Annotated in this window: 15 protein-coding genes and 4 tRNA genes; 11 read left to right on the plus strand and 8 right to left on the minus strand. The window is 60.1% G+C overall.

Annotation, left to right across the window (positions count from 1 at the left end):
• Positions 1 to 27 precede the first annotated feature (27 nt).
• Both I6L49_RS17985 and mdtD read left to right on the plus strand, forming a co-directional pair.
• Positions 28 to 636 carry a TetR/AcrR family transcriptional regulator gene (locus I6L49_RS17985; protein ID WP_005355070.1) on the plus strand — a complete coding sequence of 203 codons (609 nt, stop codon included), beginning with the start codon at positions 28 to 30 and terminating at the stop codon, positions 634 to 636.
• 11 nt (positions 637 to 647) lie between these two features.
• Entirely contained in the window at positions 648 to 2,063 is a 1,416-nt protein-coding gene (gene mdtD, locus I6L49_RS17990; RefSeq protein ID WP_216950056.1) for a multidrug transporter subunit MdtD, read from the plus strand.
• On the opposite strand, the gene I6L49_RS17995 is transcribed toward mdtD, so the two are convergent.
• From I6L49_RS17995 to folB, 3 genes are all read right to left on the minus strand, one after another.
• Positions 2,035 to 2,523, minus strand: a complete 489-nt coding sequence (locus I6L49_RS17995) for a YbaK/EbsC family protein (protein ID WP_005336108.1) — start codon at positions 2,521 to 2,523, stop codon at positions 2,035 to 2,037. The genes mdtD and I6L49_RS17995 overlap by 29 nt on opposite strands.
• 126 nt (positions 2,524 to 2,649) lie before the next feature.
• On the minus strand, positions 2,650 to 3,159 hold the full coding sequence (gene folK / locus I6L49_RS18000) for a 2-amino-4-hydroxy-6-hydroxymethyldihydropteridine diphosphokinase (protein WP_107684303.1): 510 nt from the start codon (positions 3,157 to 3,159) through the stop codon (positions 2,650 to 2,652).
• Positions 3,159 to 3,530, minus strand: a complete 372-nt coding sequence (gene folB, locus I6L49_RS18005) for a dihydroneopterin aldolase (RefSeq protein WP_216950057.1) — start codon at positions 3,528 to 3,530, stop codon at positions 3,159 to 3,161. The genes folK and folB overlap by 1 nt, the downstream gene beginning before the upstream one ends.
• 157 nt (positions 3,531 to 3,687) lie before the next feature.
• On the opposite strand from folB, the gene plsY reads away from it, so the two are divergent.
• The 7 genes from plsY to I6L49_RS18040 all read left to right on the plus strand — a co-directional run bounded on the left by plsY (position 3,688) and on the right by I6L49_RS18040 (position 6,951).
• A complete protein-coding gene (plsY, locus tag I6L49_RS18010; RefSeq protein ID WP_216950058.1) occupies positions 3,688 to 4,350 on the plus strand; it encodes a glycerol-3-phosphate 1-O-acyltransferase PlsY in 663 nt (220 codons plus the stop codon).
• Positions 4,351 to 4,397: 47 nt separating this feature from the next.
• Positions 4,398 to 4,473 (plus strand) — tRNA-Phe (locus I6L49_RS18015).
• Positions 4,474 to 4,525: 52 nt separating this feature from the next.
• Positions 4,526 to 4,601: transfer RNA gene (locus I6L49_RS18020), tRNA-Thr, on the plus strand.
• A 3-nt stretch (positions 4,602 to 4,604) separates the two neighbouring features.
• Positions 4,605 to 4,680, plus strand: a tRNA-Phe gene (locus tag I6L49_RS18025).
• Between the two features lie 8 nt (positions 4,681 to 4,688).
• A tRNA-Asn gene (locus tag I6L49_RS18030) sits at positions 4,689 to 4,764 on the plus strand.
• Positions 4,765 to 4,869: 105 nt separating this feature from the next.
• The gene (locus I6L49_RS18035) at positions 4,870 to 6,042 is read left to right on the plus strand and encodes a nucleoside recognition domain-containing protein (protein WP_139709717.1); all 1,173 of its coding nucleotides are present in this window, start codon (positions 4,870 to 4,872) and stop codon (positions 6,040 to 6,042) included.
• A gap of 453 nt (positions 6,043 to 6,495) precedes the next feature.
• Positions 6,496 to 6,951, plus strand: coding sequence for a hypothetical protein (locus tag I6L49_RS18040; protein WP_216951682.1), 456 nt, complete (start codon positions 6,496 to 6,498; stop codon positions 6,949 to 6,951).
• Between the two features lie 419 nt (positions 6,952 to 7,370).
• On the opposite strand, the gene argH is transcribed toward I6L49_RS18040, so the two are convergent.
• The 5 genes from argH to argC all read right to left on the minus strand — a co-directional run bounded on the left by argH (position 7,371) and on the right by argC (position 13,017).
• Positions 7,371 to 8,756: an argininosuccinate lyase gene (argH, locus tag I6L49_RS18045; RefSeq protein WP_216950059.1), complete on the minus strand. Its 1,386-nt coding sequence runs from the start codon at positions 8,754 to 8,756 to the stop codon at positions 7,371 to 7,373.
• Between the two features lie 210 nt (positions 8,757 to 8,966).
• Positions 8,967 to 10,202: an argininosuccinate synthase gene (locus I6L49_RS18050; RefSeq protein WP_033115910.1), complete on the minus strand. Its 1,236-nt coding sequence runs from the start codon at positions 10,200 to 10,202 to the stop codon at positions 8,967 to 8,969.
• A gap of 68 nt (positions 10,203 to 10,270) precedes the next feature.
• On the minus strand, positions 10,271 to 11,182 hold the full coding sequence (locus tag I6L49_RS18055; RefSeq protein ID WP_033135648.1) for an ornithine carbamoyltransferase: 912 nt from the start codon (positions 11,180 to 11,182) through the stop codon (positions 10,271 to 10,273).
• A 25-nt stretch (positions 11,183 to 11,207) separates the two neighbouring features.
• The gene (gene argB / locus I6L49_RS18060) at positions 11,208 to 11,987 is read right to left on the minus strand and encodes an acetylglutamate kinase (RefSeq protein WP_216950060.1); all 780 of its coding nucleotides are present in this window, start codon (positions 11,985 to 11,987) and stop codon (positions 11,208 to 11,210) included.
• A 22-nt stretch (positions 11,988 to 12,009) separates the two neighbouring features.
• Positions 12,010 to 13,017: an N-acetyl-gamma-glutamyl-phosphate reductase gene (gene argC / locus I6L49_RS18065; RefSeq protein ID WP_216950061.1), complete on the minus strand. Its 1,008-nt coding sequence runs from the start codon at positions 13,015 to 13,017 to the stop codon at positions 12,010 to 12,012.
• Positions 13,018 to 13,288: 271 nt separating this feature from the next.
• Between argC and argE the strand changes: the two genes are divergently transcribed.
• Both argE and ppc read left to right on the plus strand, forming a co-directional pair.
• The gene (gene argE / locus I6L49_RS18070) at positions 13,289 to 14,434 is read left to right on the plus strand and encodes an acetylornithine deacetylase (RefSeq protein ID WP_139691312.1); all 1,146 of its coding nucleotides are present in this window, start codon (positions 13,289 to 13,291) and stop codon (positions 14,432 to 14,434) included.
• A gap of 231 nt (positions 14,435 to 14,665) precedes the next feature.
• Positions 14,666 to 17,299: a phosphoenolpyruvate carboxylase gene (ppc, locus tag I6L49_RS18075; protein WP_115522987.1), complete on the plus strand. Its 2,634-nt coding sequence runs from the start codon at positions 14,666 to 14,668 to the stop codon at positions 17,297 to 17,299.
• The last annotated feature ends 328 nt before the right edge of the window (positions 17,300 to 17,627 follow it).

A 17,627-nucleotide genomic window follows, 5' to 3' on the forward strand; every position in this document is an offset into this window, starting at 1 on the left:
ACTGTCCAGTTTGATTGTGGAGGAAAAATGAACATTTCACCCCGTAGTCAGCAGAAGCGGGCTGCGATCCTCGATGCTGCCGGGCGGCTCTTCTGTCAGCACGGTCTGCATCTGGTCAGCATGGACATGGTGGCCAGTGAAGCGGGCGTCTCCAAGCAGACGGTCTACAGCCATTTTGCCAACAAGGAGTCGCTGTTTGCCGAAGCGGTGGGCAGCAAGTGCGTCAGCAGTGAGCTGATGCCGGAGGTGTTGCTGCGTGGCAACAACGTACGGGAGAGCCTGATTGCCTTTGGTCGCAGCTTTCGCAAGTTGATCCTGAGCGATGATGCCATCAATATCTTTCGCACCTGCATCAGCTGCAACGATGCCCAGCTGGCCACCCTTTTTTTCGAGGCGGGCCCGCTCTATGTGACCGAGATGCTGTCCAACTGGCTGGAGCAGCAGAAGCAGCAAGGCCTGCTGTGCCATCAAGACAGCGAACAGGCCGCCTTGCAGCTGTTGCTCATGTGGCAGGGCAAGGAGCGCATGCTCCGTGAGCTGGGTCTGCCGTTGACCCAGAGCGCTGCCGAGCAGGATGCCTGGACTCTGAGTTGTGTCGATCTCTTCCTGACCGCCGCCGCTCCCCCGCAAAAATAATGGAGGTGGCAATGAGCCACACAGTGACAGATGCCCAGCGCAAGTGGCTGCCCCTGCTGGCGGCGGTCGGTTTCTTTATGCAGGCGCTGGATGGCACCATTCTCAACACCGCCCTGCCCAGCATGGCCGAGACCTTGGGAGAGAGCCCGCTGCAGATGCAGTCGGTGATCATTGCCTACATGTTGACGGTGGCGTTGCTGATCCCGGCTTCCGGCTGGCTGGCTGACAGATTCGGCACCCGCCGCATCTATCTGGCTGCCATCTCGCTCTTTACCCTCGGCTCGATCGCCTGCGCCGCCTCCAATTCCCTCTCCATGCTGGTGGCCGCCCGTGTGCTTCAGGGGATTGGCGGTGCGCTGCTGATGCCGGTGGGACGGTTGGCGGTGCTGCGGGTCTATGACAAGCACGAGCTGCTGCGGGTGATGTCGTTTGTCACCATTCCGGGGCTGCTTGGCCCGTTGATGGGGCCGGCGCTCGGTGGCTGGCTGGTGGAAGTGGCGAGCTGGCACTGGGTATTTCTCATCAACCTGCCGGTGGGGTTGCTCGGCTTTATCGCCAGCTGGCACTTTATGCCGGAGCTGCGGCAGCAGACCGCCCGGTTCGACTGGCAGGGCTTTGTGATGTTCAGCGTCGGCATGGTGCTGGTGTCGGTCGGTTTGCAGGGGCTGGGGGAGCACAGCATCTCCACCGGTTGGGCGCTGTTTGCACTGATCTTCGGCTTGGCGGCGATGGCGAGCTACTGGCTCTATGCCGCCAATGCACCGCAGCCGCTCTTTAGCCTGAACTTGTTCAAGACCACCACCTTTGCCATCGGCATCTGGGGCAACCTGTTTGCCCGCCTTGGCAGCGGTGCCATGCCTTTCCTCACCCCGCTGTTTCTGCAGCTGGGGCTCGGCTTCTCCCCGAGCAAGGCGGGGATGACCATGATCCCCACCGTGATTGGCGCCATGCTGACCAAGACGCTGGTTAACAAGCTTATTCCGAAGGTGGGCTATCGCCGCATCCTGATCGGCAACACCCTGTTGCTGGGGGCGATGATCGCCAGCTTCTACTTTATCGACAACCAGCTCCCCTACGGGGTCTTGCTGGGCTGGCTGGCGATCTTCGGCGCCATCAACTCGCTGCAGTTCTCCGCCATGAACACGCTCACGCTGCAAGATCTCAGCCCGACTCTGGCCAGCAGTGGCAATGGCCTGCTCTCGGTGGTGATGCAGCTCTCCATGAGCTTGGGGGTGGCGATTGCCGCCAGCCTGCTCGGGCTCTTCTCGGCGGGCACCTCAGCGGGCACCTTAGTGGCCGAGGGCCAGTGGCTGGCCGGGTTCCACCTTACCTACCTCTGTGTCGGGCTGCTCTCCATGCTGGCGGCGCTGATCTTCGCCCAGCTGGCGCGCGATGGGGCTACGCCGTCGGGGCGGGCAGATAGCTGACCTCGCAGGGGAGCTGCGCCAACACTTCGGCCAGATGCTCGGTCGCCAGCAGAAAGGTCTGTTCCGGGTGGCCTGGAGTCCAGGTGAAGGCGGTGTGGTTGAGCAGTTGCGGATCCACCAGTAGCGGAATATCGGCGCGGGGCAGGAAGGGGCAGACCGCCCCCGGCAGGCAGCCAATCTCCGCCTGCATCTCTTCGGCGGTGCAGATGGAGGGCTTGGCACCGAGTGCGGCCTTGACCGCCTTGTTGTCGAGCCGTCCGTCCCTGTGGGTCAGCAGCAGGGCGAAGCGGCCATCCTTGAACTTGAGAAACAGGGTCTTGCTGAACTCCGCCTGCCAGCCGAGGCGGGCCTTGACCTTTTCATCGGTGGCGTAGTCGAGAATGGGTTCATGCTCATAGCGCTGGTGGGGCAGTTCAGCCAGCAACTGGCAGTTGAAATGGTGAATGGTATCGAGTGGCATGGGGTTCTCCTGTAGTGGGCGCTATCCTGCCAGCCTCGCAGGGTCAGGCCCAATGACACTTTCTTATCCGTGATAAGCAACTCTGTCTGTGCAAACAACAAGGGCGCCGTGAGGCGCCCTTGCGGATCAGTGATGCTGCAATTCGCACGCTTCCCAGTGAAAGGGAATGGGGCACAGCTGCTGGGAGGCCTTGTCATAGGCTTGCCACAGCTCTCCCATGGTGCGGCCATCGACGGGGTGGCGCAGTTTGGGGGCCAGCTCGGCCAGTGGCCAGAGCACGAAGGCGTTGGTGAGCACTTCACCGCGCGGCAGCACCAGCGGGGTGTCGCAGACCAGATCGCCATAGAGCAGCAGGTCGAGATCCAGGGTGCGCGGGGCGAACTTCTTGGCATCCGGCTCGCGGCCGTGGGCGAACTCCATGGCCCGCAGTCGCTGGCAGACGGTGGTCAGCGGCAGATCGGTCTCGGCAGCCGCCACCAGGTTGTAGAAGGGGCGGCCGTTGAAGCCGACCGCCTCGCTCTCGAATACCCGGGAGACCCGCAGCTCGCCAAATTCGGCGTGCAGGGCATCGAGCCCGGCGCGAATATGGCGCTCTCGCTCGATGTTGGAGCCCAGGCTGATATAGATGGTGGTCATCAGTTGCTGCTCGCGGCCGGCGTGCGATGGCGCAGGATCTCGACGCCGACCCCGGCGGCATTGGGCACGGCGCCCGGCTTGGTGAGGGTCACCTTGACCCACTGTACCCGCTCGTCGGTCAGAACCAGCATGGCGACCTGCTCGGCCATGGTCTCGACCAGCTCGACCACCTTGCTGCTGACATGCTCGCAAATCTTGTTGGAGAGGTCGGCATAATCCAGTGCCAGATTGATGTCGTCGGTTGCTGCCGCGGGGCGGTTGTCGAACCCCATCTCGAGGTCAAAACGGAGCTTTTGGCGAATGCCCTTCTCCCACTCATATACACCGATGGTGGTCAAAACTTCGAGTCCGCGAATAAACACCTTGTCCATGACTGTACTTCTTCTTTACTCTTGATGGGCTGTGATGACAGCGCAGGGATGCTGGCCGGGCAACAGGCTTGCCGAGGCGCTCTGGGTGGGCATGGGCCCATGCCAGCGTATGTGGCCCGCATCATACCCCATTCATATCGTGGTAAAAACGACCAAGATGACGGCCCTGACGATTTTGATGATTATTCTGGCCTACCTGGGTGGTTCACTATCCAGTGCTGTGCTGGTCTCCCGCTGCACCGGTCTGCCCGACCCGCGGGATCATGGCTCCCACAATCCGGGTGCAACCAATGTGCTGCGCCTCGGTGGCCGGATGGCGGCGCTGGTGGTGCTGCTGCTCGATGTGCTCAAGGGCACTGTGCCCGTCTACCTCGCCTGGTATCTGCAGATCAAACCCGTCTACCTCGGCTTTATCGGGGTCGCCGCCTGCCTCGGCCATATGTATCCCCTCTTCTTTCATTTTCGTGGTGGCAAAGGAGTCGCCACGGCGCTGGGCACCATGATGCCCATCGGCTTTACCATGGGGGGCGCCGTGATTGGCACCTGGCTGCTGGTGCTGCTGGTGAGCGGCTACTCTTCGCTGGCCTCCATCATTACCGTGCTGCTGACGCCGCTCTTTACCTACCTGCTCAAACCCGAATACACCCTCCCTGTCTCGCTGCTCTCCTGCCTTATCCTGATCCGCCATCACGAGAACATCTCCCGCCTGCTCAAGGGGGAGGAACCCAGAGTCTGGGGGCGAAAAGGCGCGGTTTGTGCCGAGGAAGTGGCAGAAATGGACGATGTTGCGCAAAAAAGAGACGAACGAGACAAAAAGTGAAATTTCCCGTTGACCATCCGCCTTAAAATCCGTTTAATAGCGCCCACGCCCAGATAGCTCAGTCGGTAGAGCAGGGGATTGAAAATCCCCGTGTCGGCGGTTCGATTCCGTCTCTGGGCACCAATTTTGGTGCCATGAAAGAAAAAATTTGTTCATGCACAATGGTTTAAAGTGTGCCGGCTTAGCTCAGTAGGTAGAGCAACTGACTTGTAATCAGTAGGTCACCAGTTCGATTCCGGTAGCCGGCACCATTTGCCCAGATAGCTCAGTCGGTAGAGCAGGGGATTGAAAATCCCCGTGTCGGCGGTTCGATTCCGTCTCTGGGCACCAATTACAATTCCTCCTTAGTTCAGTCGGTAGAACGGCGGACTGTTAATCCGTATGTCACTGGTTCAAGTCCAGTAGGAGGAGCCAATTCAAAAAGCCCTTGTCGCAAGACAAGGGCTTTTTTCTATTTGGCGCAGCCATTTTTTAACCATAAAAACAACCACACACGCACAGATGAACCGCAGGATAGATATGGAAAATCATGTAGTTATAGAGTCAAAGGGGCGACTTGCCGCCATTCGGAACTGGATGGAACCCGTGCTGGTGCTGCTTATTCTTGGCAGCCTGTTCGGTTACCTCGGCAGCCAGATGGGCCTCTCTGCCATGGTCAACACCCTGTTCAATACCGCCCACCAGCTACTGCTCAATACCGTGCTCTTTATCATGGGGATCACTGTGCTCTCCGGTGCCCTGAGCCAGCTCTTGAGCGAGTTCGGGGTGATCCGCCTGCTGGAGGTTCTGCTGGCCCCCCTGATGAAGCCGGTGTTTCGCCTGCCCGGTCGCACCGCGCTGGCGGCCCTGATGACTTTCTTCTCCGACAACCCGGCGGTGATCAGCCTCGCCAAGGACAGCCGCTTTCGCAAAGGCTTCACTCCGTGGCAGCTGGTGTCGCTCACCAACTTCGGCACCGCCTTCGGCATGGGGCTGATCGTGGTCACCTTTATGGCCACCCTGCAACTGCCGAGCGGTGAATCCACCGCCAGCGCGGCGCTGATTGGGTTGCTGGGTGCTCTGGTGGGCTCGGTTGTCTCTACCCGACTGATGCAGCGGATGATCCGCCCCTTGGTGGGGGAAGTGCTGAACGATGACGCTGTATCGTCCGACGGCCGCAAGGTAGGGGTGACCAAAGAGGCGGCTCCCGGCTGGCTGCGGATCCTCAACTCTCTGCTCGATGGCGGCAAATCTGGCGTGGAGCTGGGAATGGCGGTGATCCCCGGGGTGCTGATCATCAGTACCTTCGTGATGCTGTTGACCTTCGGCCCGGGCGACAAGGGGTATACCGGCGAAGCATTTCAGGGGGTTGCCCTGCTGCCGGTGCTGGCCGCCAAGGTGAGCTGGCTGTTTGACCTGCTGTTCGGTTTCAAGCAGCCGGAGCTGGTCGCCTTCCCGGCCACCTCGCTCGGCGCGGTCGGTGCCGCTATGTCGCTGGTGCCGCCCTTTATTGCCAAGGGGTGGATCACCGGTAACGAAGTCGCGGTGTTTACCGCCATGGGGATGTGCTGGAGCGGCTTCTTGAGCACCCACACCGCCATGCTGGATGCCCTCGGCTATCGCCACCTCACCTCCCGCGCCATCGTCGCCCACACCATCGGCGGCCTGTGCGCCGGGGTAGCCGCTCACCAGCTCTATCTGCTGCTGGGCTGAGTCGGGTTCAGACACGGAAACAAAAAGAGGCTCTTCGGAGCCTCTTTTCATTTCTATTGGTCACGCCTTGTGGGCGGATCACCGCTCGATTAGTAAGCCCGCGGGTCGTTATTCGGTGCCTGATCGCTGCGGTGCTTTTGTCAGGTTTTACTCTGTTGGTGCCATCAGCAGCGCAAGTGGCTCAAAGAGTTGGCGATCAGGGTGTGAAAGGAAGGCGTCGCGGCTCGGGTGGGTGGCAAAACGCTTTACCACCATATTGCCACTACCGCCCGTGGCGGCAGCTACTGGCCGCCGGACTCCCCTTTGCGCTCGGCTATCTCCTGCTTGCTGCTTGAACAAATAGATCAGCCATTCAAGGGATTAGCCGGTGCGGTGCGTTTTATCGTCGTGCTGGCCCCGCTTATGCAGATCTCTTGGCAACACCATCAAGGGTCGTTGTCGCGGAGAGATATCATGATCAGCAGCCTGCTTCCCCTTGCCTCGATCGCCCTCAAGCTGGGCAGCCAGCTGCTTGGCAGCAGTAGCAAACCCCAGCCCGTGCAGCCTGCCGTACAGGAGGAACACCTTGCCCCGACCATCCAGAGCCTGTTCCAGCGACTTGGTATCAAGGATGCCGATAGCGAACAGAACCGCGCTGCCATCAACCACTTTATGGGTGAGCTGATGCAGACCCTGGGGCAGGAGAATGGTGGCCAATCCCTTCCCGTAGCCATCGACAGCGCCCGCAACCAGCTGGCGAGCGGCACCCAGAGCACCCGCCTCGACGCGCTGCAAAGCGAGCTCGATACCCTCAAGGATTCCCTCGGTGCCAGCCATCTCAACCTCGATCTGCTGCTCGGCGCCTTTAAACAGACCCTGCCCAATGGCAAGGGGGAGGGGGTGGGCAAACTGCTCAATGCCAGCGCGTGAAATGACTGAAAATATGGATTTCAGTAGATGACGAGCCTGTCAATAAATAATCTGGTAGCGTATTCGTATGGATGTGATGCAAAGCGTGACTATGGTTATTTCCCATGAAATAGCCCACCCGTTTCATATCCATAGAAGAGAGGAATTCATATCTTTCTATTCGTGGAGAATCAAAGATGTTTTCAATTAAATCAATGCATTGTCATCAGTGTAGTAATCCATTCTATGGATATTCAGTGAAGTTATTCAGAGTTGCAATAGAGTACCAAAGCAATTGCCCATTCTGTGGAGCAGAGGTATCGGTGTACGGATATAAGAATGGTGCTTCTATTGATTCGGTGTTACCCACTAATTCGGTAGAGCTGATAGCACTGTAAGTGAAGAAAGGGAGCTACTATAGCTCCCTTGTCTTATTGTTTTTAACCCGTCCGTTTTGCCAGCCAGGTTTCGGCTGCGGTCAGGGCTGCCTCAACCTGCTCGCGGGCGACGCCGCCTTTAGCAACCCGCTTGGCCAGGGTCGCTTCCAGTTCCAGATTGGGGTAGACGTCGAACTCGATTACCGGGCTGAAGCGCTGGAACTCGCCGATGGAGAGCTCTTCCAGCGGTTTGCCCACGCTGATGGCGAAGACCACGGTTTCGCCGACGATATGGTGCGCTTCACGGAATGGAATCCCCTTGGCAACCAGATAGTCCGCCAGCTCGGTAGCGTTGGCGTAGCCGCCTTGCGCCGCCGCCATGGTGCGCTCGCCATTCACTTTCAGATCGATCAGCACCAGCGCGGCCATATCGAGGCAGTCGTGCCAGGTGTCGAGGGCATCGAACAGCCCCTCCTTGTCTTCCTGCATGTCCTTGTTGTAGGCCAGCGGCAGCGCCTTGAGGCTCATCAGCATGCCCATCTGGGCGCCGACCACCCGGCCGGTCTTGCCACGAATAAGCTCCAGCGCATCGGGGTTTTTCTTCTGCGGCATCAGGGAGGAGCCGGAAGTAACCGCATCGGAGAGCTCGACAAACCCAGCCTCGCCGGTGTTGTAGAAGATGAGGTCTTCGGCAAAGCGCGACAGGTGGGTCATGGAAAGGGACGCCACGTGCATCAGTTCCACCACGTGATCCCGATCCGAGACCGAATCCAGACTGTTGCGGGTGGCGCCACCAAAGCCCATGTCCAGCGCCAGCGCTTCACGGTCGATGGCATAGGCAGTGCCCGCCAGCGCGCCGCAGCCGAGAGGGCTGGTGTCGAGGCGTTTGAGGGCATCCTGCAGGCGGGAGTAATCCCGCTCCAGCATCTCCACATAGGCCAGCGCCCAGTGGGCGTAGGTGACCGGCTGGGCCCGCTGCAGGTGGGTGTAACCGGGCAGCACGGCGGCCTGATTGGCGCGAGCGGAGGCGACCAGCCCCTGTTGCAGGGCGGTGATGGAGCCGAGCAGCAGCTCGCCCTGTGCCTTGCACCAGAGTTTGAGGTCGGTGGCGACCTGATCGTTGCGCGAGCGGCCGGTGTGCAGTTTCTTGCCCAAATCGCCGACGGCGGCAATCAGTTGGCTCTCGACCCAGGAGTGGATATCTTCGGCATCCGAATTGAGGATCTGCTGGGGATCCTGCTGCACCGAGGCGAGCAGCACTTCCATCGCCTGTTGCAGCTTTGCCTGCTCATCGGCGGTCAGCACGCCCACCTTGACCAGCGCTTTGGCCCAGGCCATGGAGCCTTGAATATCCTGCTCCGCCAGCCGGTAATCGAACCGCAGCGAATCGTTGAACTGCTTGAACCGGCTATCGGCTCCCTGACTGAAGCGTCCACCCCAAAGTGCCATACTGCTCTCCTTGAATGCGTTGTCGGCGGCGCCCTGGCCACCGAGCTTGAAATCGTGCCCTGTTTTTCTGCGAGTCTGTTATCTCACAGAAGCGGCCGGGGCGCTGCCGCTCTTGTCACACCCGCTGATGATGGGTCAGGGGCTATGCCCTCTGCCTGTAGAAGAGGGGGCCATGCCCCCTCAACGGAATCAACGGGTTATCTCGTTTGCTTAGCCGTGGGTATGGTCGCCACCGATGGCCTGATGCTGCTCCTTCATGGCGCGGATCCGGCTGGCCAGGGTGTAGAGACGGATAAAGCCTTCGGCATGGCTCTGGTCATACACTTCATCGGCGCCGAAGGTGGCGAAGTCTTCGGAGTAGAGGCTGTTCGGCGACTTCTTCTGCACCGCTGTGACCTGACCCTTGTACATCTTCAGCACCACTTCACCGTCCAGATCTTCGGCGATGGCGTTGGCCGAGGCGAGGATCGCCTTGCACAGCGGGGTGAACCAGCGACCGTCATAGACCAGATGGGAGAACTCGGCACCCAGCTTCTCCCGCCAGGCGCGGGTCGGGCGATCCAAGACCAGCTCTTCCACGGCGCGCAGCGCGGCGACCATCACGGTACCGCCCGGGGTCTCGTAGCAGCCACGGGACTTCATCCCCACCATCCGGTTTTCGGTGATGTCGATGCGGCCCACGCCGTGCTTGCCAGCACGCTCGTTCAGGGTCATCAGGATCTGGTGCGGGCTGAGCGGCTGGTCGTCAACGGCCACCACTTCACCCTGCGCCACGGTCAGCTTGACGTACTCCGGCTGATCCGGAGCCTGCTCGGCCGGTACGGTCCACTGCCAGACCGCTTCGGACGGCTCGTTCCAGGTGCTCTCCAGCTCGCCACCTTCGGTGGAGATGTGCCAAGCGTTGGCATCGCGGCTGTAGATCTTCTTCAGGGTCGCCTTGCAGGGGATGTTGCGGGTCTCCAGATAGGAGAGCAGATCTTCCCGGGAGCGCATATCCCAGATCCGCCACGGGGCGATCACTTTCAGCTGAGGTGCCAGCGCAGCGACCGCACCTTCGAAACGCACCTGATCGTTACCCTTGCCGGTGCAGCCGTGGGAGATGGCATCAGCCCCTTCCGCCAGCGCCGCTTCGACCATCGCCTTGGCGATCACCGGACGGGCCATGGAGGTGCCCAGCAGATAGGTGCCCTCATAGACGGCGCCGGTCTTCAGGGTCGGGTAGACGTACTCTTTGACGAACTCTTCCCGCAGATCCTTGATGATGCACTTGGTGGCGCCGGAGGCGATCGCCTTCTGCTCGATCCCTTCCAGATCGTCGCGCTCCTGACCGACGTCGGCCACGAAGGCGATGATTTCGGCGTCATAGTGCTCTTTCAGCCAGGGAATGATGGCCGAGGTATCCAGTCCACCCGAATAAGCCAGTACGATCTTGTTGATTCCGCTCATGTTACTTCTCTCCGTGATGATTCGATGATGATTCAATAAAAGTGTCGTGATTCAGGTTGAGTACCGCGTTACTTGCCACCCAGAAGGGTCAGCAACACGGCGTTCTGGATATGCATCCGGTTTTCGGCCTCGTCCATGATGAGGGAGGCGGGGCCATCCATCACCTGCGAGGTGATCTCCAGCTCGCGATGGGCCGGCTGGCAATGCAGCACGTGCTGGATGCCGGTGCGGTCGAGCAGGGCCTGGTTGATCTGGTAAGGCATAAAGAGGTCTTTGACCTGCTCCATCGGGGTGTTGTCACCCATGGAGACCCAGGTATCTGTGTAGGCCACGTCGAACCCTTCGATATCCGCCACGTCATCGCTGATGTGGATGGTCGCCCCCGACTTGGCCGCCAGAGCCTGCGCTTGCAGGAAGATCTGGGTATCCGGGCCGTGGCCTTTCGGGCATATCAGGGTGACGTCTGTACCGAGGGTCGCCCCCAGCAGCAGCAGAGAGTGGCTGACGTTGTTGCCATCACCGAGGTAGGCAAGCTTCACCTTCGACAGATCGTCGTAGTGCTCGGCAATGGTCATAAAGTCGGCCAGCCCCTGACAGGGGTGGTAGAGGTTGCACAGGCTGTTCACCACCGGCACTGTGCCGTGCTCCGCCAGCTCGACCAGGGTCTGGTGATCGAACACCCGGGCGACGATGGCATCACACCAGCGGGACAGGTTGGCAGCGAAATCCTTCACCGACTCCCGCTTGCCCAGCGCGCCGTTCTGCTGATCCAGATAGACGCTGTGGCCGCCCAGTTTGGCGATGCCGATGTCGAAAGTGACCCGGGTGCGCAGGGAGGGCTTCTCGAACAGGGTGACCACGCTCTTGCCCGCCAGTGCCTGGCTGTACTTCTTCGGGTCGGCCTTCACTGCCTTGCCCAGCGCAATCAGCGCCTCGATTTGGGCTTTGTTCAGATCACTGTCTTTCAGAAGATGTTGCATCGGATGTTCCTTGTTCCGGTGGAGATCAAATGGCCACTTGGGTGCCGACCGCGCCGCCAGCCAGCAGCTTGAGCAGCTGATCCGGGTAGCGCCAGCTGGCGACACAGACCGGCTTGCCGAGGGTCTCGGCGGCGTGCAGGGCCGCTTCTACCTTGACCGCCATACCATCGCGGATCACCCCTTTCGCCATCAGATCCAGCGCGGTCAGCTTGTCGAGCTGGGGCACCAGCTTGCCCTTGCCATCGAGGATGCCGCTCACATCGGAGAGCATCACCAGATCGGCACCGAGCGCCTCGGCAATGGCGGTGGCTGCCTGATCTGCGTTGACGTTCATCAGTTGCCCGTCGGCGGTGATGCCGATGGAGCTCACCACCGGCAGGAAGCCCTGACCGAGGATGCCCGCCACCAGTGCCGGGTTGCCCGGCTTGCACTCGCCGACCGCGCCGAGATCCGGGTCGAGCTGGGTCACCTGACAGAGGCCGCCATCTGCCAGACAGAGCCCCACCGCCGGAATACCGGTGGCGATCGCCTTGGCCATCATCTGCTTGTTGGCAGTGCCCGCCAGCGCCCCGGCAATGAAAGGGATCTGCTCGAACGGGGTTACCCGCAAGCCGTTCTTTTTGGTGGAGGTAAGACCCAGCCCCTTGAGCAGGTCATCCACCAGACAGCCACCGCCGTGTACCAGCACCAGCGGACGGTGCTGATCGTCGAGAAAGGTTTTGAGGGTGGCGAACAGGGCGGTCAGCGCCTCGTCGTTCTCGATAAGGGCGCCGCCCAGCTTGATTACCAACGTCTGTTTGTCCATGTTCGAGATCCTTCCTAAGTCCTTAAATCAGGCCGGTGGCCGGTTCAAATCCGAATTTGATATTTATGCACTGCATGGCTTGCGAGGCTGCGCCCTTGAGCAGGTTGTCGATGGCAGAGACCACCACCAGCATGTTGCCCTGCTGTTGCCAGGCGATATCGCAGTAAGGGGTGTTTGCCACACCGCGAATAGAGGGCATCTGGCCGGTGAGGCGCACCAGCGGCTTGCCCTCATAAGCCTTGAGGAAAGCCTGATCCACTTGCGTGGGGGTGACGCCGTCCGCCAGCTGCACATAGATGGTGGCCAGAATGCCGCGCACATAGTTGCCAAGGTGGGGCTGGAACAGCACCTCCTTGCCGAGGTGATGGCTGATCTCCGGCTGGTGTCTGTGATTGAAGGTGCCGTAAGGGTTAAGGCTCACTTCGCAGAAGCTGGTGTTGATGGCCGCCTTGCGCCCGGCGCCGGAGACCCCGGAGACGGCGTTGATGATGGGCTGCCACCCCTTGGCAATCAGGCCATCCTGCTGCAGCGGCTTGAGGGCGCACAGCGATGCGGTCGGGTAGCAACCGGGCACGGCTACCAGCTGGGCGCTGGCGATGGCATCGGCATTCCACTCGGCCAGACCGTAGGCGGCCTGATCCAGCCACTGTTCGCTCTGGTGGGTGAAGCCGTAGAAGCTGTCGTAAAAGCCCTGATCCTTGACCCGGAAGGCGCCGGAGAGATCGAACACCGGCAGCCCCTTGGCGAGAAACTTGGGTGCCAGCTCGGCGCTCACCTCGTGGGCGGTGGCCAACAGTACCAGATCGGCATGGGTCAGGATCCGGGTCATGCCATCCTCGTCCAGCGGCAGCAGCGGCTGATCGAGGGCTCCGACCCACTGGGGATGCAGGGAAGAGAAGCGCTTGTGGGCATCCTGACTGCCGGCGGAGACATAGAGGCCGAACAGCTTTAGTTGTGGGTGGTTCTGTACCAGTGCGGCCAGTTCGGCTCCCGCGTAGCCACTGGCACCGACGATAACGGTGTTAAGCATGTTGAATATTCCAAGTCAGAGTTCGAGATTCACAGCATGACGCTGCAGTGCACAAGGGTGTTCGATCGCCCCTTTGCACAAGTGCGGAGGGGCAATTCAGGCGGGTGTGTGTCGTCGGTTATAGATCAGGTGACAGAACATTAACTTTCCCTTACAACTAGAAGCCTTTGTTGATGAGCCAGATATTCAGGTAAAATCACAGAATATTCATGCACTCACTTTGCATTTGTATTTTCTAGCAGAAACATTCCGGGGACGCAAGGAGGAGCTGATGGCCAATCTGGATTTTTTTTCACTTTATAAGAATATTATTGCGATTCCCTCTATCAGCAGCACGGATCCCAAGTGGGATCAGAGCAACGAGGCGGTGATCCGGCTGCTGGCTGACTGGTTCGGTCAGCTCGGTTTTCAGTGCGAGGTGACGGCGCTCCCCGACCTGCCGGGCAAGTTCAATCTGGTGGCGACGATCGGTCAGGGGGAGGGCGGTCTGCTGCTGGCGGGTCATACCGATACGGTACCGTTCGATGAGGGGGGGTGGAGCAAGGATCCCTTCAAGGTGACCGAAGAGGGCAACCGCCTCTATGGCCTCGGCACCATCGATATGAAGGGCTTCTTCGCCTTTATCGTCGAGGCGCTCAAAGATATTGACCTCACCAAGCTGACCAAGCCACTGCGCATTCTCGCTACCGCTGACGAAGAGACCACCATGGCGGGGGCCCGCGCCATCGCCGCCGCGGCCGAGCTGAAACCCGACTACGCCGTAATTGGCGAGCCGACCGGGCTGGTGCCTGTGGTGGCCCACAAGGGGCATATGTCGGAGGCGATCCGCATTACCGGCAAGAGCGGTCACAGCTCGGATCCCGCCAACGGCGTCAACGCCATGGAGATCATGCACAAGGCGATGGGGCAGGTGCTGCGGTTGCAGCAGGATCTGAAAGATCGTTACGCCGACCACCGCTTTGCCGTGCCGCAGCCGACCCTGAACCTCGGTTACATTCAGGGCGGTGACAGCCCGAACCGTATCTGCGGCTGCTGCGAGCTGCATATCGACCTGCGACCCACTCCGCAGGTGGGGCCGGACGAGCTGATGGGAATGCTCAAAGAGGCGCTGTCACCCATCGAAATCCACCAGCCGGGCTGCCTGCATCTGCAACATCTGCACGAACCCATTCCCGCCTACGCCTGTGCCGACGACTCTGTGCTGGTGCGCGAAGCAGAGAAGGCGAGCGGCCGCGCCGCCGAGTCGGTCAACTACTGCACCGAGGCGCCGTTTATCCAGCAGCTTGGCTGCCAGACCATAGTGATGGGCCCCGGCCATATCACCCAGGCGCACCAGCCGGACGAGTATCTCGACCTCTCCTTCGTCAAGCCGACCACCTCGGTGTTGCAGCACCTGATCAGACGTTTTTGCCTGTAGCGGCGGCGGTGAAAGGGGCGTAAGAACTGTAAGTAAGTTACATAACAAGCCGGTTGTGGAGTGGTGATGGAAATACATGTTCTGAATCGGCCTGTTATTTGACCTTGCGCAGACAATCTGGGTAGATTGTCACCCTAAGATGACGGAGCATATGTTGTAATCGCACAACAATAAGTGAGGTCGTCTCGCACCCCGGATGGGTGTCAGGCACCAACAAGATAAGGATGTGGAATGAACGAAAAGTACGCCGCACTACGCGCCAACGTAGGTATGCTGGGTCAGCTGCTGGGTAAATCCATCAAGGATCATCAGGGTCAGGCCTTTCTCGACAAGATCGAAACCATTCGCCAATTGGCCAAGTCCTCCCGCAAGGGCAATGAATCAGACCGGGAACGTCTGCTCGATACCCTGCGCACCCTGAGCGATGACGAACTGCTGCCGGTGGCCCGCGCCTTCAGCCAGTTCCTCAATCTGGCCAACGTGGCGGAACAGTTCCACACCATCTCCCGTCGCTGTGAAGAGCAGGTCTGCACCCCGGATCCGCTGGAGCAGATGTTCGACAAGCTGAAAGCCTCCAACCTGTCGCAAGAGGCCATCATTCAGGCCGTGCGCGAGCTGGATATCGATCTGGTGCTGACCGCTCACCCTACCGAGGTGACCCGCCGCACCCTGATCCACAAGCACGTGCAGCTCAACGACTGCCTCGAGGCGCTGGAGCTCTCCGACCTGCTGCCCCGCGAGCGGGACAAGATCCTCAACCGCATCGAGCAGCTCATCAATCAGGCGTGGCACACCAACGAGATCCGCGAACAGCGCCCGACACCGGTCGACGAGGCCAAGTGGGGCTTCGCCGTGGTGGAGAACAGCCTGTGGCCCGCCATTCCCGAATTCATGCGCAATCTGGACGAGCGTCTGCAACACCATCTGGGTGTGCGGCTGCCGCTGGATGCCGCGCCGGTCAAGTTCACCTCCTGGATGGGCGGTGACCGTGACGGCAACCCCTTTGTCACCGCCAAGGTGACTGCCGAAGTGCTGGAGCTGGGCCGCTGGATGGCGGTGAGCCTGTTCTACAAAGACATCAAGGAGCTCACCTCCGAGCTCTCCATGTCCGACTGTACCGACGCCGTGCGCGCTCGCGTTGGCGATCACCCCGAGCCCTACCGTGCGCTGGTGCGCGAGCTGCGTGAAGCGCTGCGCGAAACCAAGGAGCACCTCACCGCCAAGGTGCAGGGCCAGGCGAGCGAGAGCCAGGATCTGGTCAAGACCACCGCCCAGCTGCGCGAGCCGCTGGAGCTCTGCTACCACTCATTGCACGCTTGCGGCATGGGCAACATCGCCGATGGCATGCTGCTGGATGTGCTGCGCAAGGTCGCCTGTTTCGGCATCCATCTGGTCAAGCTCGATATCCGTCAGGATGGCGAACGTCACGGGCTGGTCTTCTCCGAGCTGACCCGTTATCTGGGTCTGGGTGACTACGCCGAGTGGAGTGAAGATGACAAGCAGGCCTTCCTGCTCAACGAACTGAACTCCCGTCGCCCGCTCATTCCCCACGACTGGGAGCCGAGCGCCGAGGTGCGCGAGACGCTGGATACCTGTCAGGTCATCGCCGAGCACGACCCCGATGCGTTCGGTATCTACATCATCTCCATGGCCGGTGCACCGTCCGACGTGCTGTCGGTGCAACTGCTGCTGAAAGAGGCGGGTTGCAAGTTCCGCATGCCGGTCGCCCCGCTGTTCGAGACCCAGGATGACCTGATGGCAGGCACCGCCGTGATGGAGCGTCTGCTCTCGGTGGACTGGTATCGCGGCTACATTCAGGGCCGTCAGTACGTGATGATCGGTTACTCCGACTCTGCCAAGGATGCGGGCATGATGGCCGCTGGCTGGGCCCAGTACGCTGCCATGGAATCCCTGGTGGGGCTGGCCGAAGCCAACAACATCCGCCTCACCCTGTTCCATGGCCGTGGCGGTACCGTCGGTCGTGGTGGTGCGCCTGCCCATCAGGCCATCCTCTCCCAGCCGCCGGGATCCCTGCGCGGCGGTTTGCGTACCACCGAACAGGGGGAGATGATCCGCTTCAAGTTCGGTCTGCCGAAAGTGGCGATCAAGAGTCTGGAGCTCTACACCAGCGCCGTACTGGAAGGGAACCTGCTGCCACCGCCCAAGCCGAAAGAGTGCTGGCGCGAGGTGATGGAACAGCTGGCCGCCGACTCCTGCGATCACTACCGCAGTATCGTGCGCGGTCATCCGGACTTCGTCCCTTACTTCCGTGCCGCCACCCCGGAGATGGAGCTCGGCAAGTTGCCGCTCGGCTCCCGTCCCTCCAAGCGCAAGCCCAACGGCGGCGTCGAGAGCCTGCGCGCCATTCCGTGGATCTTCGCCTGGACCCAGAACCGCCTGATGCTGCCGGCCTGGCTCGGTGCCCACAAGGCGCTGCAACAGGCCATCGACGGCGGCAAGCTGGCGGTGCTGGAAGAGATGAGCGCCCAGTGGCCCTTCTTCCGCACTCGCCTCGAGATGCTGGAGATGGTGTTCCTCAAAGCGGACGTCTGGCTCGCCGAGTACTACGACACCCGTCTGGTACCGCAGGAGCTGTGGGGCCTTGGCAAACAGCTGCGTCAGGAGCTCGCCGAATCCATCGAGGTGGTGCTGAAACTGAGCCCGCGCGGGGATCTGCTGGAGGATCAGCCGTGGATCAAGGAGTCCATCAAGCTGCGCAACCCCTACACTGACCCGCTCAACGTGCTGCAGGCCGAGCTGCTCAATCGCTCCCGCAACCACCCGGAGACCCTGCACCCCGAGCTGGACAAGGCGCTGATGGTCACCATCGCCGGTATTGCCGCAGGGATGCGTAATACGGGTTGATAAATATTACCAAACAGGCCTTAAATAAAAAGAGCGCATAATATGCGCTCTTTTTATGGCTAGTTTATTTTGTCAGCTTCATTTAAATAGAGAGTTTTAAATCATCCTGAAAACTAATGGCTGGATGTAGAAAATTATATAGCAACCTAGTATTGCATCATCACAACGCACCAGAGTAGAACGATAGTTAGCCTTTAAAATAACTGTAAATAAAATAAAGGTTAAATATATCCAGGCTGAGAAAGTGTCCGAGAAATAATTAAATAGTATTGAACCGCTTGAAATTAGTAGCAGTGCAATTCGATGGGCAAGGTTGTTGCTTAAAAGA

It is taken from the genome of Aeromonas sp. FDAARGOS 1419, assembly GCF_019047045.1.
GTDB classification, from domain to species: domain Bacteria; phylum Pseudomonadota; class Gammaproteobacteria; order Enterobacterales; family Aeromonadaceae; genus Aeromonas; species Aeromonas veronii.

Bases quoted from the DNA above. Each gene is read 5' to 3' on its own strand.
- I6L49_RS17985 (WP_005355070.1), top strand. From the start codon at position 28: ATGAACATTTCACCCCGTAGTCAGCAGAAGCGGGCTGCGATCCTCGAT.
- mdtD (WP_216950056.1), top strand. From the start codon at position 648: ATGAGCCACACAGTGACAGATGCCCAGCGCAAGTGGCTGCCCCTGCTG.
- I6L49_RS17995 (WP_005336108.1), bottom strand. From the start codon at position 2,523: ATGCCACTCGATACCATTCACCATTTCAACTGCCAGTTGCTGGCTGAA.
- folK (WP_107684303.1), bottom strand. From the start codon at position 3,159: ATGACCACCATCTATATCAGCCTGGGCTCCAACATCGAGCGAGAGCGC.
- folB (WP_216950057.1), bottom strand. From the start codon at position 3,530: ATGGACAAGGTGTTTATTCGCGGACTCGAAGTTTTGACCACCATCGGT.
- plsY (WP_216950058.1), top strand. From the start codon at position 3,688: ATGACGGCCCTGACGATTTTGATGATTATTCTGGCCTACCTGGGTGGT.
- I6L49_RS18035 (WP_139709717.1), top strand. From the start codon at position 4,870: ATGGAAAATCATGTAGTTATAGAGTCAAAGGGGCGACTTGCCGCCATT.
- I6L49_RS18040 (WP_216951682.1), top strand. From the start codon at position 6,496: ATGATCAGCAGCCTGCTTCCCCTTGCCTCGATCGCCCTCAAGCTGGGC.
- argH (WP_216950059.1), bottom strand. From the start codon at position 8,756: ATGGCACTTTGGGGTGGACGCTTCAGTCAGGGAGCCGATAGCCGGTTC.
- I6L49_RS18050 (WP_033115910.1), bottom strand. From the start codon at position 10,202: ATGAGCGGAATCAACAAGATCGTACTGGCTTATTCGGGTGGACTGGAT.
- I6L49_RS18055 (WP_033135648.1), bottom strand. From the start codon at position 11,182: ATGCAACATCTTCTGAAAGACAGTGATCTGAACAAAGCCCAAATCGAG.
- argB (WP_216950060.1), bottom strand. From the start codon at position 11,987: ATGGACAAACAGACGTTGGTAATCAAGCTGGGCGGCGCCCTTATCGAG.
- argC (WP_216950061.1), bottom strand. From the start codon at position 13,017: ATGCTTAACACCGTTATCGTCGGTGCCAGTGGCTACGCGGGAGCCGAA.
- argE (WP_139691312.1), top strand. From the start codon at position 13,289: ATGGCCAATCTGGATTTTTTTTCACTTTATAAGAATATTATTGCGATT.
- ppc (WP_115522987.1), top strand. From the start codon at position 14,666: ATGAACGAAAAGTACGCCGCACTACGCGCCAACGTAGGTATGCTGGGT.